General features: G+C 38.4%; 13 protein-coding genes and 3 pseudogenes. 14 read left to right on the top strand and 2 right to left on the bottom strand.

The window, feature by feature from the left end; genetic code table 11:
• Positions 1–2: 2 nt before the first annotated feature.
• The 7 genes from purQ to purD are packed head-to-tail and all read left to right on the top strand — an operon-like array spanning position 3 to position 8,771.
• Complete coding sequence (gene purQ / locus BN1372_RS01785; protein ID WP_062197176.1) at positions 3–689, top strand: phosphoribosylformylglycinamidine synthase subunit PurQ; 687 nt, start codon at positions 3–5, stop codon at positions 687–689.
• Positions 670–2,886: a phosphoribosylformylglycinamidine synthase subunit PurL gene (gene purL, locus BN1372_RS01780; protein WP_062197175.1), complete on the top strand. Its 2,217-nt coding sequence runs from the start codon at positions 670–672 to the stop codon at positions 2,884–2,886. Before purQ ends, purL begins: the two co-directional genes overlap by 20 nt.
• Complete coding sequence (gene purF, locus BN1372_RS01775) at positions 2,871–4,286, top strand: amidophosphoribosyltransferase (protein ID WP_062197174.1); 1,416 nt, start codon at positions 2,871–2,873, stop codon at positions 4,284–4,286. The genes purL and purF overlap by 16 nt, the downstream gene beginning before the upstream one ends.
• Positions 4,287–4,318: 32 nt before the next feature.
• Positions 4,319–5,356: a phosphoribosylformylglycinamidine cyclo-ligase gene (purM, locus tag BN1372_RS01770; protein WP_062197173.1), complete on the top strand. Its 1,038-nt coding sequence runs from the start codon at positions 4,319–4,321 to the stop codon at positions 5,354–5,356.
• The gene (purN, locus tag BN1372_RS01765) at positions 5,353–5,916 is read left to right on the top strand and encodes a phosphoribosylglycinamide formyltransferase (RefSeq protein ID WP_062197172.1); all 564 of its coding nucleotides are present in this window, start codon (positions 5,353–5,355) and stop codon (positions 5,914–5,916) included. Before purM ends, purN begins: the two co-directional genes overlap by 4 nt.
• A 16-nt stretch (positions 5,917–5,932) precedes the next feature.
• The gene (gene purH / locus BN1372_RS01760; RefSeq protein ID WP_062197171.1) at positions 5,933–7,471 is read left to right on the top strand and encodes a bifunctional phosphoribosylaminoimidazolecarboxamide formyltransferase/IMP cyclohydrolase; all 1,539 of its coding nucleotides are present in this window, start codon (positions 5,933–5,935) and stop codon (positions 7,469–7,471) included.
• A gap of 25 nt (positions 7,472–7,496) precedes the next feature.
• Positions 7,497–8,771 carry a phosphoribosylamine--glycine ligase gene (purD, locus tag BN1372_RS01755; protein ID WP_062197170.1) on the top strand — a complete coding sequence of 425 codons (1,275 nt, stop codon included), beginning with the start codon at positions 7,497–7,499 and terminating at the stop codon, positions 8,769–8,771.
• On the opposite strand, the gene BN1372_RS15795 is transcribed toward purD, so the two are convergent.
• Positions 8,743–8,850: an EYxxD motif small membrane protein gene (locus BN1372_RS15795; protein WP_407656425.1), complete on the bottom strand. Its 108-nt coding sequence runs from the start codon at positions 8,848–8,850 to the stop codon at positions 8,743–8,745. The genes purD and BN1372_RS15795 overlap by 29 nt on opposite strands.
• A 1-nt stretch (position 8,851) precedes the next feature.
• On the bottom strand, positions 8,852–9,181 hold the full coding sequence (locus tag BN1372_RS01750) for a YgaP family membrane protein (protein WP_062197169.1): 330 nt from the start codon (positions 9,179–9,181) through the stop codon (positions 8,852–8,854).
• An 85-nt stretch (positions 9,182–9,266) separates the two neighbouring features.
• Here BN1372_RS01750 and BN1372_RS01745 point away from each other — a divergent pair, with 85 nt between their 5' ends.
• The 7 genes and pseudogenes from BN1372_RS01745 to BN1372_RS01720 all read left to right on the top strand — a co-directional run.
• Entirely contained in the window at positions 9,267–10,994 is a 1,728-nt protein-coding gene (locus BN1372_RS01745; protein WP_062197168.1) for an adenine deaminase C-terminal domain-containing protein, read from the top strand.
• A gap of 120 nt (positions 10,995–11,114) precedes the next feature.
• Positions 11,115–11,432 carry a YerC/YecD family TrpR-related protein gene (locus tag BN1372_RS01740; protein ID WP_062197441.1) on the top strand — a complete coding sequence of 106 codons (318 nt, stop codon included), beginning with the start codon at positions 11,115–11,117 and terminating at the stop codon, positions 11,430–11,432.
• Between the two features lie 438 nt (positions 11,433–11,870).
• The gene (gene pcrB, locus BN1372_RS01735; RefSeq protein WP_062197440.1) at positions 11,871–12,566 is read left to right on the top strand and encodes a heptaprenylglyceryl phosphate synthase; all 696 of its coding nucleotides are present in this window, start codon (positions 11,871–11,873) and stop codon (positions 12,564–12,566) included.
• 1 nt (position 12,567) lies between these two features.
• Positions 12,568–12,789: pseudogene (locus BN1372_RS01730) on the top strand (UvrD-helicase domain-containing protein); the annotation flags it as partial.
• A gap of 515 nt (positions 12,790–13,304) precedes the next feature.
• The gene (locus BN1372_RS15440; protein WP_222704664.1) at positions 13,305–13,448 is read left to right on the top strand and encodes a hypothetical protein; all 144 of its coding nucleotides are present in this window, start codon (positions 13,305–13,307) and stop codon (positions 13,446–13,448) included.
• A 134-nt stretch (positions 13,449–13,582) separates the two neighbouring features.
• Positions 13,583–14,062, top strand: a pseudogene (locus BN1372_RS01725) (UvrD-helicase domain-containing protein); the annotation flags it as partial.
• Positions 14,063–14,865: 803 nt separating this feature from the next.
• A pseudogene (locus tag BN1372_RS01720) lies at positions 14,866–16,389 on the top strand (3'-5' exonuclease); the annotation flags it as partial.
• Position 16,390: the final 1 nt, after the last annotated feature.

Genomic DNA, 16,390 nt, shown 5'->3' with positions numbered 1-16,390 from the left:
TCGTGAAATTTGCTGTCATCGTTTTCCCAGGATCAAACTGTGATGTAGATATGTATCATGCGATTCGTGATGAACTTGGTGAAGAAGTAGAATATGTTTTTCATAACGTAGAAAATCTGGATGAGTATGACGGAATTTTACTTCCAGGCGGATTCTCTTACGGAGACTATTTACGTTGCGGCGCAATTGCTCGTTTTTCTGATGCAATGGACGCTGTAAAAAAAGCGGCAGAAGCAGGTAAACCTGTTTTAGGTGTCTGTAATGGATTTCAAATTTTACTAGAATCAGGGTTACTTCCAGGTGCAATGCTTCGTAACAAAAATTTAAAATTCATGTGTCGTCCGGTTGATTTAATTGTTGAAAATAATCAAACAATGTTCACAACAGAATACGAAGAAAAACAAATTATCTCGATTCCGATTGCTCATGGAGAAGGAAACTATTATTGTGATGAGCAAACGTTAAAAGAATTAGAAGAAAAGAAACAAATTGTTTTCCGTTACAAAGATAATCCAAACGGTTCGGTAGCAGATATTGCTGGTATTGTGAATAAACAAGGAAATGTGCTTGGAATGATGCCACATCCGGAACGCGCTGTGGATGCATTATTAGGTAGTGACGACGGATTAGCTTTATTTAAATCAATTTTACGAAACTGGAGGGAAAATCATGTCAAACAAACATCGTGAACCAAATCCTCAAGAAATTAAAGACTTAAAAATTTATCGTGAAATGGGTTTAACCGATGAAGAGTTTGGAATGGTTGAATCAATTTTAGGACGTTTACCAAACTATACAGAAACAGGTCTTTTTTCTGTGATGTGGTCGGAACATTGTAGTTATAAAAACTCAAAACCTGTATTAAGAAAGTTTCCTACAGATGGAAAATACGTACTACAAGGACCTGGGGAAGGTGCTGGGATTGTAGATATCGGGGATAACCAAGCAGTTGTATTTAAAATTGAAAGTCATAATCACCCATCTGCAATTGAACCATACCAAGGTGCTGCAACAGGTGTAGGTGGAATTATCCGTGACGTATTTTCAATGGGAGCTCGTCCAATTGCGATGCTTAACTCTCTTCGTTTCGGTGAGTTAGATTCCAATAAAGTAAAATACTTATTTTCAGAAGTGGTACATGGAATTGCAGGATACGGAAACTGTATCGGGATTCCAACTGTTGGTGGGGAAGTGCAATTTGACCCTTGTTACGAAGGAAATCCACTTGTAAATGCGATGTGCGTTGGATTAATTAACCACGAAGACATTCAAAAAGGGGTCGCGAAAGGAACTGGAAATACAGTTATGTACGTTGGTGCAGCGACTGGTCGTGATGGCATTCACGGGGCAACATTTGCTTCAGAAGAATTAACAGAAGCTTCGGAGGAAAAACGTCCAGCAGTTCAAGTTGGGGACCCATTCATGGAAAAATTATTACTAGAAGCTTGTCTTGAAGTAGTAAAATGTGATGCATTAGTCGGAATTCAAGACATGGGAGCTGCAGGGCTTACTTCTTCTTCTAGTGAAATGGCATCTAAAGCAGGAACTGGTATGGAATTATACTTAGATAACATTCCACAACGTGAAGAAGGAATGACACCATATGAAATGATGCTTTCTGAATCACAAGAACGGATGCTTTTAGTTGTCCAAAAAGGTCGCGAAGATGAAATTAAAGCGATTTTCGATAAATGGGGCTTATTAGCGGTTGAAGTTGGGGTTGTAACAGACGATAAAATGTATCGTTTATTCCATAAAGGTGAAATCGTAGCAGAAGTACCAGTGGATGCATTAGCAGAAGATGCACCTGTTTATCATAAACCTTCATCTGAACCAGCGTATTATCGTGAGTACCAAGCAATCGACTATCAACCAAAAGTAAAAGATCATAAAGAAACGTTACTTCAATTATTGAGTCAATCAACTATTGCATCAAAAGAATGGGTATACGATCAATATGATTATATGGTACGTACAAATACGGTTGTAGCACCAGGAAGCGACGCAGCTGTGTTACGTGTTCGTGGTACAAATAAAGGGATTGCGATGACAACGGATTGTAACGCTCGTTATATTTATTTAGATCCAGAAGTTGGTGGGAAAATTGCTGTAGCAGAAGCAGCTCGTAACATTGTATGTTCTGGTGGAGAACCGCTAGCAATTACAGACGGAATTAACTTCGGTAGCCCAGAAAGCCCAGAAATCTTCTGGCAATTTGAAAAAGCAACAGACGGAATGAGTGAAGCTTGTCGTGTATTAGAATCTCCGGTTATCGGCGGAAATGTTTCTTTATATAACGAAACAAATGGAGAAGCTATTTACCCAACACCAATTATTGGAATGGTAGGGCTTGTAAAAGATTTGGCACATGTTACAACACAAAGTTTTAAACAAGCTGGAGATGGTATTTATTTAATTGGGGAAACAAAAGCAGAATTCGGTGGTAGTGAACTTCAAAAAATGGTAGAAGGTAAAATTTTTGGACGTGCTCCAGAAATTGATTTAACAGTGGAAAAAGCACGTCTTGATCAATTGTTAGAAGCAATTCAAGCTGGTCTTGTGGATTCAGCACATGATGTTTCAGAAGGTGGCGTAGGGGTTGCTTTAGCAGAAAGTATGATGGAAACAGGTTTTGGTGCAGACGTAACATTAGCAGGCGATGCCACTGCTCAATTATTTAGTGAATCACAATCACGTTTTATCGTTTCTGTAAAAGAAGAAAATAAAGCAGCATTTGAAGCAATTGTGAAAGATAGTAAACAAATCGGTACAGTGGTGGCAGAAGAAGTGTTGACTGTAAATGATGGAACAAAAGAAGTCATTCGTGCGGACGCAAAAGAACTTGTTAACGCTTGGAAAGGAGCAATCCCATGCTCGGTGAAATAAGAGGCTTAAACGAAGAATGTGGTGTATTTGGGGTTTGGGGGCATGAAGATGCCTCCCAAATCACGTACTACGGTTTGCATAGTTTACAACATCGCGGCCAAGAAGGTGCCGGGATTGTTGTAAGTGATGGAAAAGAATTAAAAGCACACAAAGGGTTAGGACTTGTTACAGAAATTTTTAATAATGATATTATTAAAAGCCTGAAAGGTTCGGCAGCTATCGGGCATGTTCGCTATTCAACAGCTGGGGGTGGCGGATACCATAATGTTCAACCGCTCTTTTTTAAATCACAAACAGGTGGTAGTTTGGCGCTTGCACATAATGGGAATTTGACAAATGCAACTGCACTTCGCCATCAATTAGAAGCGCAAGGTAGTATTTTTCAAACAACGTCTGATACAGAAGTATTAGCACACTTAATTCGTCGTAGCGGGTATATGACATTGGAAGAGAAAATGAAAAATGCTCTTTCTATGGTAAAAGGTGCATATGCCTTTTTAGTAATGACAGAGAATGAATTAATGGTGGCATTAGATCCACACGGCTTACGTCCTTTATCGCTTGGTCGAATTGGAGATGCGTATGTCGTAGCAAGTGAAACATGTGCATTTGATGTGGTTGGTGCTAAATACGAGCGCGATATTGAACCTGGTGAATTGCTTATTATTACAAAAGATGGTGCTCGTTCGGAACAATTTACACAAATGCAAGACCGGGCAATGTGTAGTATGGAGTATATTTACTTTGCAAGACCAGACAGTAACTTAGAAAAAATTAATGTTCATTTTGCACGTAAAAACCTTGGAAAAAAATTAGCGCAAGAAGCACCAGTAGAAGCAGATGTCGTAACAGGAGTACCAGATTCAAGTATTTCAGCAGCGATTGGATTCGCAGAGGAGGCGGGTATTCCATACGAATTAGGATTAATTAAAAACCGTTATGTTGGACGTACATTCATTCAACCTTCTCAAGAATTACGAGAAAAAGGGGTAAAAATGAAATTATCTGCTGTCCGTGGCATCGTGGAAGGAAAACGCGTTGTCATGGTTGATGATTCGATTGTCCGCGGGACAACAAGTAAACGTATCGTCCGTTTATTAAAAGAAGCAGGTGCAAAAGAAGTACACGTTCGTATTAGTTCACCTGTTATTACGCATTCTTGTTTTTACGGTATCGATACGTCTACAAAGGAAGAGTTAATTGGTGCTAATCATTCCGTAGAAGAAATGCGTGAAATTATCGGAGCGGATTCATTAACCTTCTTATCGGTAGAAGGGTTAATGGAAGCAATCGGACGACCAAAAGAACAAAAAAACTGCGGACAATGTTTAGCTTGTTTTACAGGGAAATATCCAACAGAAATTTATCCGGATTCCCTTCCGCCCTATGAAAAAGATTAAAAAAGAAGGCAAGCGAAGGAGGACAAAATAGCATGTCAGAATCGTATAAAAAAGCAGGCGTTAATATTGAAGCTGGATATGAAGCTGTTTCACGAATGAAAAAGCACGTTCAAAAAACGATGCGTAAAGAAGTATTAGGTGGATTAGGATCGTTCGGTGGATTATTCGACCTTTCTTCTTTTCAATATAAAGAGCCTGTTTTAGTATCAGGAACAGACGGTGTAGGAACAAAGCTTATGCTTGCTTTTATGATGGATAAGCACGACACAATCGGAATTGATGCAGTGGCAATGTGTGTTAATGATATTGTCGTACAAGGAGCGGAACCAATCTTTTTCCTTGATTACATTGCTTGCGGAAAAGCAGAACCTGAAAAAATCGAGCAAATCGTTAAAGGGGTTTCAGAAGGTTGTGTGCAAGCAGGTTGTGCCTTGATTGGCGGGGAAACGGCAGAAATGCCAGGCATGTACGGAGACGAAGAATATGACTTAGCTGGATTTTCTGTCGGAGTAGCAGAAAAATCAAACTTATTAACGGGAGAAAAAGTACAAGACGGCGATGTGTTAATTGGACTTGCTTCTAACGGTATTCATAGTAACGGCTATTCTCTAGTTCGCTACGTATTACTAGAAGAAAATAAATTAGACTTACATGAAACATACGAAGGATTTGACCAATCATTAGGAGAAGTGTTGTTAACTCCAACGAGAATTTATGTAAAAGCATTACTAGAAGCGATGAAAAAGCATACGATTCATGGTTTAGCACACATTACTGGTGGTGGTTTTTATGAAAATATTCCACGTATGTTACCAGAAGGATTCGGTGCAGAAGTAGAAAAAGGAACATGGAATGTGCCACACATTTTCCGTTTCATTCAAGAAAAAGGAAACATTCCTGAAGACGAATTGTACAATGTGTTCAATATGGGAATTGGCATGATATGTGCGGTACCGAAAGAAGAAGTAGAGCCACTAATGAATCTTTTCCATGAACTAGGTGAAACACCGGCTGTTATTGGGAAAGTGGTAAAAGGTGAAGGTATTAAAATGGTAGGTGCGAACGAATGAAAAAGATCGCTATTTTTGCATCGGGAAGTGGAACGAACTTCGAAAATATTGCAAAAAATGTGAAGCCATTAAACATCCCGTGTTCGATTGAATTGTTAATTTGTGATAAACCGGGAGCAAAAGTGTTAGAGCGAGCAAAAGCGTTACAGATTGACTCGCTCGCACTTTCTCCTAAAGATTTTGCGGATAAAGCAGCGTATGAACAAGAAATTTTACGCGCGTTGCAAGAAAAACAAGTAGAATTTATCGTATTAGCAGGTTATATGCGTTTAATTGGTCACACCCTATTAGCTGCGTACGAAGGGAAAATTATTAATATTCATCCGTCGTTATTACCAGCTTTTCCAGGAAAAGATGCGATTGGTCAAGCGTTTCAAGCAGGTGTCAAAGTTGCAGGAATAACGGTGCATTATGTGGATGAAGGAATGGATACTGGTCCGATTATCGCGCAACAAGCAGTACAATTAGAAGACGATGAAACGAGAGAATCGTTAGAAGAAAAAATTCATCAAATTGAATATGAGTTATATCCAAAAACATTAGTGAAATTATTTTCTTAGAAAGGGATGACAGACGTTGGCAATGAAACGTGCGTTAGTAAGTGTATCTGATAAAGCGGGGATTATTCCTTTTGTGAAAGCCCTAGTTGATTTAGGAGTAGAAGTAGTATCAACTGGAGGTACAAAAAAAGCAATTCAAGAAGCGGGTATTCCAGTAATCGGTATTTCAGAAGTAACTGGTTTTCCAGAAATTTTAGATGGTCGTGTGAAAACATTACACCCAAACATCCATAGTGGGTTGCTTGCCATTCGTGATAAAGAAGAGCATATGCAAGCATTAAAAGAACATAATATTACTCCAATTGACTTAGTCGTAGTCAATCTTTATCCTTTCCAACAAACGATTGAAAAGCCAGATGTAACATTCCCAGAAGCGATTGAAAATATTGATATCGGTGGACCAAGTATGTTACGTGCTGCAGCGAAAAACCATGCTTACGTAACAGTAGTAACAGATCCAGCAGATTACGATAAAGTAGTAGAAGAAGTAAAAGCAAACGGTGATACAACAGCAGAAACAAAACGTCAATTAGCAGCGAAAGTATTCCGTCATACAGCTGCATACGATGCTTTGATTTCTCAATATTTAACAAACGCAGTTGGCGAAAAAGATGCAGAATCATTAACCGTTACATACAACAAAGTACAGTCTTTACGTTACGGAGAAAATCCACATCAAAAAGCAACATTCTATCAAAAACCATTAGGTGCAAAATGTTCGATTGCAAACGCAAAACAATTAAACGGAAAAGAACTTTCTTATAACAACATTAATGATGCAAACGCAGCATTACGTATTGCAAAAGACTTTAAAGACCCAGTAGTAGTTGCAGTAAAACATATGAATCCTTGTGGTGTTGGTACAGCTGGAACAATTGAACAAGCATATGATCGTGCATATGAAGCAGATCCAGTTTCTATTTTTGGTGGTATTATTTGTGCGAACCGTGAAATCGATGAACAAACAGCTGCAAAAATGAAAGAAATTTTCTTAGAAATCATCATCGCGCCATCCTTTAGTGAAAAAGCATTAGAAATTTTAACGGCAAAGAAAAACTTACGTTTATTAACAGTTGATTTTGCTGCAAAAGATGAAAAAGAAATTCAATTAACATCGATTACTGGTGGTCTTTTAGTACAGGAAGAAGATGCATACACAATCGACGATGCAGAATTAAAAGTGGCTACAAAACGTGAACCAACAGAAAAAGAATGGGAAGATTTAAAATTAGCATGGAAAGTCGTTAAACATGTGAAATCAAATGCGATTGTACTTGCAAAAGATCAAATGACAATCGGTGTAGGTGCAGGTCAAATGAACCGTGTCGGTGCTGCAAAAATTGCGATTGAACAAGCAGGAGAAAAAGCAACTGGTTCTGCGCTTGGCTCTGATGCATTTTTCCCAATGGATGATACAGTAGAAGCAGCAGCAAAAGCTGGCGTAACCGCTATTATCCAACCAGGTGGATCGATTCGTGATGAAGATTCCATTAAAAAAGCAGACGAGTACGGTATTGCAATGGTATTTACAGGAGTACGTCATTTTAAACATTAATCATGAATGAAATGGAGGAACGTTTATGAAAGTATTAGTCATTGGACAAGGTGGTCGTGAACATACGATTGCATGGAAGTTTGCCCAAAGCGACAAAGTGGAAGAGGTGTTTGTTGCCCCAGGTAATGCAGGAATGAAAAATATAGCAACAATTGTACCGATTGCCGAATCAAATCAAGATGAGCTCGTTACATTCGCAAAAGAACAAGACATCGCTTTAACATTTGTAGGTCCGGAAAACCCTTTATTAGAAGGAATTGTGGATCGCTTTGAAGAAGAAGGATTAACGGTTTTTGGTCCGAAGAAAAACGCAGCTTTAATTGAAGGTAGCAAATCTTTCGCAAAAGAATTAATGGTAAAATATAACGTTCCAACAGCAAAGTACGAAAAGTTTACAAACTTTGAAGATGCAAAAGCGTATGTAGAAAAAGAAGGAGCACCGATTGTTATTAAAGCAGACGGTCTCGCAGCAGGAAAAGGCGTTACGGTTGCGATGACGGAAGAAGAAGCAATTGATGCATTACGCATGATGTTAGAAGATAAAAAATTTGGAGATGCAAGCGCGCAAGTCGTCATTGAAGAATTTTTAGAAGGAGAAGAGTTCTCGCTCATGTCGTTTGTACACGGCACAAATGTATATCCAATGGTCATTGCACAGGACCATAAGCGTGCGTTTGATGGGGACAAAGGACCAAACACAGGTGGTATGGGTGCTTATTCTCCGGTTCCACAAATTTCGGAAGAAGCTGTTCAAACAGCCCTTCAAACGGTTGTTCATCCAGTAGCAGAAGCAATGGTAAAAGAAGATCGTTTTTTTACAGGAATTTTATATGCGGGACTGATTTTAACAAAAGAAGGACCAAAAGTAATCGAGTTTAATGCTCGTTTTGGCGATCCTGAAACACAAGTCGTTCTTCCTCGACTTGAAAATGATTTAGCAACGCTGTTATTAGATATTTTAGCAGGACGTGACGTAACATTAACGTGGAGTGACGATGCGGTACTAGGTGTCGTATTAGCATCTGGTGGTTATCCTGAGGCGTATGAAAAAGGAAAAGCAATCGATGGATTATCATCATTAGATGATGACACACTCTTGTTTATTGCAGGCGCAAAAGAAAAAGAAAGCGCCCTTGTGACAAATGGTGGGCGCATTTTATTAGTAGCTCGTCGTGCCAAAACGTTACAAGAAGCACAAACAGCTGTATATGAAGAAATGAAAAAAATTAGTTGTGATGATGCCTTTTATCGTAGTGATATTGGATATCGTGCTATTTCTTCAGAACGCGACGCTTTCTAACATAGACAGCAATAACAGCTAAAATACAAGCGATAATTATACCAATCACAAAGATAGAATCTGTAAAATATTCTGTCATCTTATATATTCACATCCTGATTTACACTCGTAGCTTCGTCTGTTTTAGGCGAAGCTACTGTTTTTATAAAGTCTGTCATTAATTGAAATGCTTCGTCGCTATCGCTACCTTCTGCTTTTTCTTGCGTGGATGTTGAGGATGATTTAATCCATGCCGTAACTGGACAGTAACGCATCAACCCTTCTGCAATTGTTTTTGCACTAAAAAAGGCAAACAATTGATTTTTTGTACAAGATGGTCGTTTCGATAATCGAGCGATAGCAAAACTGATCATCGTAAACCCGAGCACTAATCGAATAAATGCATTTAAAAATCCAATATTTGGTTTCATTTTTACAACTCCTTTTTGTATGAAATAATTAGTGAAATCACGTAATGTGTGGTAGGATAAAAAAAAGAAATTCGGGGGTGAAAGGATGGTTTACTGGACGAAAAAACAATTGCGAGAGCAAGTAAGTGTTGTGAAAGGACAACTAGAACCGACAATGGTGTTGCAACATGCAACATATTTACATGGACCATTAAAACGATGGATGAAAGGGAACATTTGGATTTATGGAGATCGCATCGTTTATGTTGGAGAAAAAATGCCGGATCATATGCATCAGACAGAAGTTGTTGATGTAACAAATTACTTTATTGTACCAGGCTATGTGGAACCACATGCACATCCATTTCAACTTTATAATCCCCAATCACTTGCGCATTATGCATCCCAAGGTGGAACGACAACATTGGTGAATGATAACATGCCATTTTTTTTATTATTGCCAAATGAGAAAGCGCTACCATTTATCGAGGATTTCAGACGATTACCAACATCGGTATATTGGTGGAGTCGTTTTGATGCGCAAACAGAATTAAGAAATAATGAACAGTATTTTCAAACAACGCGAGTTCAAGAATGGATGAATCATCCTGATGTGATTCAAGGCGGAGAATTAACGGCTTGGCCGAAAGTGCTTCACTCTAATGATATGATGTTACATTGGATGCAAGAAATGAAATCATTGCGTAAACCAATCGATGGACATTTGCCGGGAGCATCCGAAAAAACATTAACGATGATGGAATTGCTCGGTGTGACGAGTGATCACGAAGCAATGACGGGAAAAGAAGCGTATATGCGAGCAACAATGGGGCTTATGACAACGCTTCGTTATTCCTCTATCCGTCCAGATGCGCAAATAGTATTAAAAGAACTGCAAGCATATGACTTAACGAGCTATGAATCATTTATGTACACGACAGATGGTTCGATGCCTTTATTTTTAAAAGAAGGTATGATTGATGCGATGATTGCGATGGCTTTGCAAGAAAACATTAATCCAATTGAAGCGTACAATATGGCTAGTTTATACCCAGCTCGTCACTTTCGATTAGATGACATGTTAGGAATTATCGCTCCAGGCAGATTAGCTCATTTAAATGTATTATCCTCGTTGCAAAATCCTATACCAGATAGCGTAATAGCAAAAGGGGTATGGGTGAAACGAGATGGGGAAGACACGTTTCCGTCGATAAATATTGATTGGAAAGGAATGGAGAAAGGTGTGGAACTCGATTTTGACGTGACGATGGATGATTTACACTTTTCGATGCCATTTGGAATAAGAATGATTAATTCTGTGATTACGAAACCTTATCAATATGCGATAGATGTTTCGACAGAAGCATTAAGCAACGACCACGATGAAAACTTTTTAGTGCTCCTAGACCGACATGGCAAATGGCGTGTGAATACGATTTTAAAAGGGTTTGCTACGGATGTTGGGGGACTTTGTAGTACATATTCCACTACCGGCGATATTTTATTCATTGGAAAAAGCAAAAAAGATATGGTAAAAGCATTTCAACGAGTGAAAGAAATGAAAGGTGGCATTTGTCTAATCCGAGATGGGGAAGTGTGTGCTGAAATTGAACTACCGCTCGGCGGCGGGATGTCGTTTGAATCTGTTCCACATTTAATAACGAAACATGAATCATTTGTACACGCGATTCGCGAGTTGGGTTATCCATTTGAAGATCCTATTTATACATTATTGTTTTTATCCTCTACTCATTTACCTTATATTCGTATTACACCAGTGGGAATGTATGATGTAATGAAGCAAACTATTTTATTTCCTTCTCTTATGCGTTAAAATAGTAAAGCGGAAAATATTATTTCATGATACAATAAAAACGGAATGAAAGCGTTTTGTTTGAAAACAATCATGGATATGTGTGAAATAGATTATGTAGAAGGAAAGGGATGGATAATCGTGCAACTTGATAAACTTCGCGGCAGAGAACTAGACCAATTGTTCAATGCGATCTTATCATTAGAAACGTTAGAGGAGTGTTATCTATTTTTTGATGATTTATGTACAGCGAACGAAATTCAATCTCTTGCACAACGTTTAGAAGTAGCACGTATGCTCAGTGAAGGGAATACGTATCATAAAATCGAGACTGAAACAGGTGCATCAACAGCAACTATATCTCGAGTAAAACGTTGTTTGAATTACGGGAATGATGGCTATGAGATGGCATTAGAACGACTATATAAACGAGGAAACGAGGAAGAGGAGGGCTTGTAACACGTTGTTGCAGGTCCTTTTCTTTTTATTCTACATCAACGGTAGTAAGACTCCTAAAGGCAGCGCTAAAAAACAATTAAGTGGGAATCCATACATCTAACCATCAGTGGAGGAGTGCGAAACCCTCATGGATGGAAGATTTCTTTACCTAATCATGAAAAAAACTTGAAAAAGGAAAACATATGTTCTATATTGGAGAGGAATAACTTCTATCTAGGAACGTCGACGTTCCTTCTTCAATCTACGATGCCTTTTTTTATATTCTTCAGAACCATCAATCATTCCAAACAAAAAAATCCAAAAAGAAGCAGAAGAAAGTTGTTTTTACCAACTAAGTCTGTACAATAAAAAAGAAGACCATACCATCTCAATGGATAGAAACAAATCTTTTGTATAAAGGAAATGTGACAGATGGAAGAAGAAAAGAGGTTAGATATGATGTGGGATTATCGTGAATGGAAACACGTTTTTAAAATGGATCCAAATAAACCAATTTCAGATGAACAATTAGAACGGATTTGCGAATCTGGTACAGATGCTATTATTGTAGGTGGAACAGATGGCGTTACGTTAGATAATACATTAGATATACTTGTACGTGTTCGTCGATATACGGTTCCAGTAGCATTAGAAGTGTCCTCTGTAGAAATGGTGACACCAGGTTTTGATGTTTATTTGATTCCAACTGTATTAAATAGCACGAACCATCAATGGATTACAGCAAACCATCAACAAGCATTGAAACAATTTAGCGGTGTTATGAATTGGGATGAAATCGTAGCGGAAGGTTATTGCATTTTAAATCCAAATTCGAAAGTGGCACAAGCAACAGAAGCGAATACAGCGTTAGATGCAGAGGATGTCGTTAGCTATGCAGAACTTGCTTCAAAACTTTTCCGATTACCTATTTTTTATTTAGAGTATAGCGGCGTGTACGGCGATGAATCCATTGTAGAAAAAGTGTCCTATGCATTAGAAGGAGACACGGTGTTTATATACGGTGGTGGCATTGATAGTTATGAAAAAGCTAAAAAAATGTCGCGCTTTGCTGATATAATCGTAGTTGGAAATGTGATTTATGAAAACATAGATCAAGCATTAGAAACTGTAAAAGCTGTAAAAGAAACGGAATAAAATGAATGAGGTGATACGGTTGTCACATTTAAGTGATTACTTACTAGAAGGGCTAAATGAGCCCCAACAAATGGCTGTAAAAAAAACAGATGGTCCACTTTTAATTATGGCTGGAGCAGGAAGTGGAAAAACACGTGTGTTAACGCATCGAATTGCGTATTTAATGGCAGAAAAACACGTTGCTCCTTATAACATTTTAGCGATTACGTTTACAAATAAAGCAGGTGCGCTCTGTTCTTACACAATCTGATTCAGAAATGAACAGGAAAAGTGAGGGGGAAATGATTCCCTAACTCTATATCCGAGAAGAAAGGTGAAACTCCTTTCCTTGATTTAAGGTTGGAAATCTTGCCTAAGTCCTGCGACGTGCGCTTGTTTCTTACAAAATAAGGGTACGAGAGCTCGCTGAAGTCGGCGAAAAGGTAACCTGTGATGGTGATGAGTAGTCGGGGTGCTATAACGATGCTATGTCTAGAGAATATTCTTAGAATATTGGAACGAACCTGCGGAGGAACGACTCGTAGATGCAATGTGTGCGAAAAAGTACATGCCTAGTTTATAAGGTTCAGTCGCGGTTATTGTATGCTGCTTTGCGATAACGGTATTAATATAAAAAATTAATGTCCTTGCGTCCACCAACCGCGGATAAAAGGATGGCTGACGAGTCAGAGTAGGAGGCTAAGGCATCGGTGAAAAGCTAGGATATAGGGAACAGAGGAACTACAGAAGGAAATGAGAATGGGTGTAAGACCAGATGTTCCTAAACAGGAGGAAATGATTGTTGAATCTGTAGGACAGCAGCCCGTAGTAGTGAAGAAGCAGGGTAATGCCTGTGGAGCAAAGGGGCATAGTCCACTGAAACATGTTAAAGTCTTCGTTTAAATAGGAAAGGTAGATTTTTAACATCGTTTTAATGGATGGAACGCCGTATGATGGGAAACTATCACGTACGGTGTGAAGTGGGGGAAAAGAGTTCCTAACATAAACAAGATGAGGATGACTCTTACCTATCACTATCTCGAGAAATGAAAGAGCGGGTCGCTAAAATTGTCGGTCCTGTTGCAGAAGATATTTGGATTTCCACATTTCACTCGATGTGCGTACGTATTTTACGACGAGACATCGATCGAATTGGCATTAATCGAAACTTTACTATTTTAGATACAACCGATCAATTATCGGTGATTAAACGAATTTTAAAAGAACAAAACATTGATCCGAAAAAATTTGATCCACGTAGTATTCTAGGAACAATAAGTGGAGCAAAAAATGAATTAAAAAAACCAAAAGATTTTGCAGAAACAGCTGGCGATATGTATCAACAAACAGTTGCGCAAGTATATAAAGAATACCAACGTCGCTTGATGATGAGTCATTCGTTAGACTTCGATGATTTAATTATGATGACGATTGAACTATTTAAAAAAGATCCGCAAGTGTTAGAACATTATCAATACAAATTTCAATATGTTCTTGTTGATGAATATCAAGATAGTGCGACACGTTGCTAATTGAAAAGATTAGCCACTAGCTCATTAGCTAGGAGAACTAAGAAATCAGATGAGTCGAATGATGAGGTAACGCTCTGAAAGGCTCGACCTAATCCTCCGAATAGCGTCAACTTGTGCAATAAAGTTGAGGTTATGAGCTCGGTGAAGACAGTTGAACATCACCCTAATCGCAAGAAGGAAAATGGGGGTAGAGGTACTCTGTGTGATGGATAGACTGGGGTTCTATAAGAAAGTCTATGGTTAGAATGTAAGTAATACAACTACTTACTGACGAAATTCCGAATGTACGGCTCTAGAGGTATAGCTGTTCGAAAGGGCAGTCCAACAATGTTTGGGTTAGTGAGGTGGAGTAAGATTTGTCTTTATGAAACACCTTATGATGTTACAGGCATCATCCAGCTAACAGGGCTAGAGGAATGACCTAACGACTTTGTATGTACAGATATGATTCTTGGAACGTGGGAAGCTGGTTACGTGGAGAGATTGCACTCGGTGAAGCGGTATGAAGGAAAGCGTAAGTATAACTTCATTTCAAATCAGTGAAAGCGATGGCACAGTACCTATGAAATCGTGATAATAAGCGGTGGAGGGATAGCCATTAGTCAGTTGACGGAACATTAAATGAACATTTCATACATTTTCAGGTTCGAGTATGACTGTCAAAGCTGAAAATGAAATGTTCATTTAAGAGTCGTAAACGGATGGAACGCCGTATGAGGGGAAACTCTCACGTACGGTGTGAATGGGGGGAAAAGTTAGAGATAATTTCAAAGGCTTACCTATCCATATCGAATAAAGCACAATATATTTTAGTTAATATGTTAAGTGCAAAATTACGTAATTTATGTGTTGTTGGGGATTCAGATCAATCTATTTACGCATGGCGTGGTGCGGATATTCAAAATATTTTATCGTTTGAAAATGACTATCCCGACGCAGAAGTTATTATGTTAGAACAAAATTATCGGTCAACAAAGCGAATTTTAGCTGCAGCGAATGATGTGATTGAAAATAACATGAATCGTAAACCAAAAAAATTATGGACGGAAAATGTAACAGGGGAAAAAATTCAATATTTTGAAGCAGACAATGAACGAGCAGAAAGTTATTTCGTTATTGATAAAATGAAAGAATTACGAAAAGAAGGATATTCCAATGCAGATATGGCGGTTCTTTACCGAACTAATGCCCAGTCGCGGGTGATGGAGGAAAGTTTATTAAAAGCAAATATGTCGTACCAAGTCGTTGGAGGCATGAAGTTCTATGACCGTAAAGAAATTAAAGATTTACTGGCATATTTGCGGTTGATTGCAAATCCATACGATGATGAAAGTCTTCGTCGAATCATTAACGTACCGAAGCGGGGCATTGGTGATTCTACAATGGATAAAATGATGAGTTATGCATCAGATAGACAAATTAGTTTGTTTGAAGCAATACAAGAAATTGACCAAATCGGCTTAACGAACCGCGTAGTGAAGCCGATTCATGAATTTACATTATTAATTGAATCATTGATACAAAAAATGGAGTATGTAACTGCAACCGAGTTAGTAGAAGATGTATTAGAACAAACTGGTTACCGTGATATGTTACGTGCAGAAAATACACTCGAATCGCAAAGTCGTTTAGAAAACATCGAAGAGTTTTTATCTGTTACGCAAAACTATGAAAAAGAAAGTACAGAAGATAAATCATTAATTGGATTTTTAACAGATTTAGCATTGATTTCTGATATTGATCGATTAGATGAAGAAGAAACAGAAGATAAGATTACGTTAATGACACTCCACTCTGCGAAAGGATTAGAGTTTCCAGTCGTCTTTTTGATTGGATTAGAGGAAGGAATCTTTCCACATAATCGATCTTTATTTGAAGAAAAGGAAATGGAAGAAGAAAGAAGATTAATGTACGTTGGGGTAACAAGGGCAGAAAAACATCTTTATATGACGAGCGCACGCTCTCGGACGCTTTACGGAAGAACGACTATGAATCCTCCGTCACGGTTTATTAAAGAGATTTCTGAGGAGAATATGGAATATTTAAATGAAAAGAAAACAGTGCCTTGGGAAACATCGAAAAAGACAACAGCACCAGTTAGAAGTAGAAGAACGATGCCTGTCACAACGACTACAGGCGGGGAAAAAATTAGCTGGCAAGTAGGAGATAAAGCTAGCCACAAAACGTGGGGAATCGGAACGGTTGTTAGTACGAAAGGAGAAGGAGATTCTCTAGAACTAGACATTGCATTCCCATCGCCGATTGGTATTAAACGATTGCTGGCAAAATTTGCTCCTATTACGAAAGCATAAG

This window comes from Massilibacterium senegalense, from assembly GCF_001375675.1.
Lineage (GTDB): Bacteria > Bacillota > Bacilli > Bacillales > Massilibacteriaceae > Massilibacterium > Massilibacterium senegalense.
Note: the sequence above shows the minus strand (reverse complement) of the source record. Positions and strands in the feature narration are given on the sequence as shown.

Excerpts from the sequence above, each read along its gene's own strand:
- purL (WP_062197175.1), top strand. The coding sequence starts at position 670 with ATGTCAAACAAACATCGTGAACCAAATCCTCAAGAAATTAAAGACTTA.
- purF (WP_062197174.1), top strand. The coding sequence starts at position 2,871 with ATGCTCGGTGAAATAAGAGGCTTAAACGAAGAATGTGGTGTATTTGGG.
- purM (WP_062197173.1), top strand. The coding sequence starts at position 4,319 with ATGTCAGAATCGTATAAAAAAGCAGGCGTTAATATTGAAGCTGGATAT.
- purN (WP_062197172.1), top strand. The coding sequence starts at position 5,353 with ATGAAAAAGATCGCTATTTTTGCATCGGGAAGTGGAACGAACTTCGAA.
- purD (WP_062197170.1), top strand. The coding sequence starts at position 7,497 with ATGAAAGTATTAGTCATTGGACAAGGTGGTCGTGAACATACGATTGCA.
- BN1372_RS15795 (WP_407656425.1), bottom strand. The coding sequence starts at position 8,850 with ATGACAGAATATTTTACAGATTCTATCTTTGTGATTGGTATAATTATC.
- BN1372_RS01750 (WP_062197169.1), bottom strand. The coding sequence starts at position 9,181 with ATGAAACCAAATATTGGATTTTTAAATGCATTTATTCGATTAGTGCTC.
- BN1372_RS01745 (WP_062197168.1), top strand. The coding sequence starts at position 9,267 with ATGGTTTACTGGACGAAAAAACAATTGCGAGAGCAAGTAAGTGTTGTG.
- pcrB (WP_062197440.1), top strand. The coding sequence starts at position 11,871 with ATGTGGGATTATCGTGAATGGAAACACGTTTTTAAAATGGATCCAAAT.
- BN1372_RS15440 (WP_222704664.1), top strand. The coding sequence starts at position 13,305 with ATGGGTGTAAGACCAGATGTTCCTAAACAGGAGGAAATGATTGTTGAA.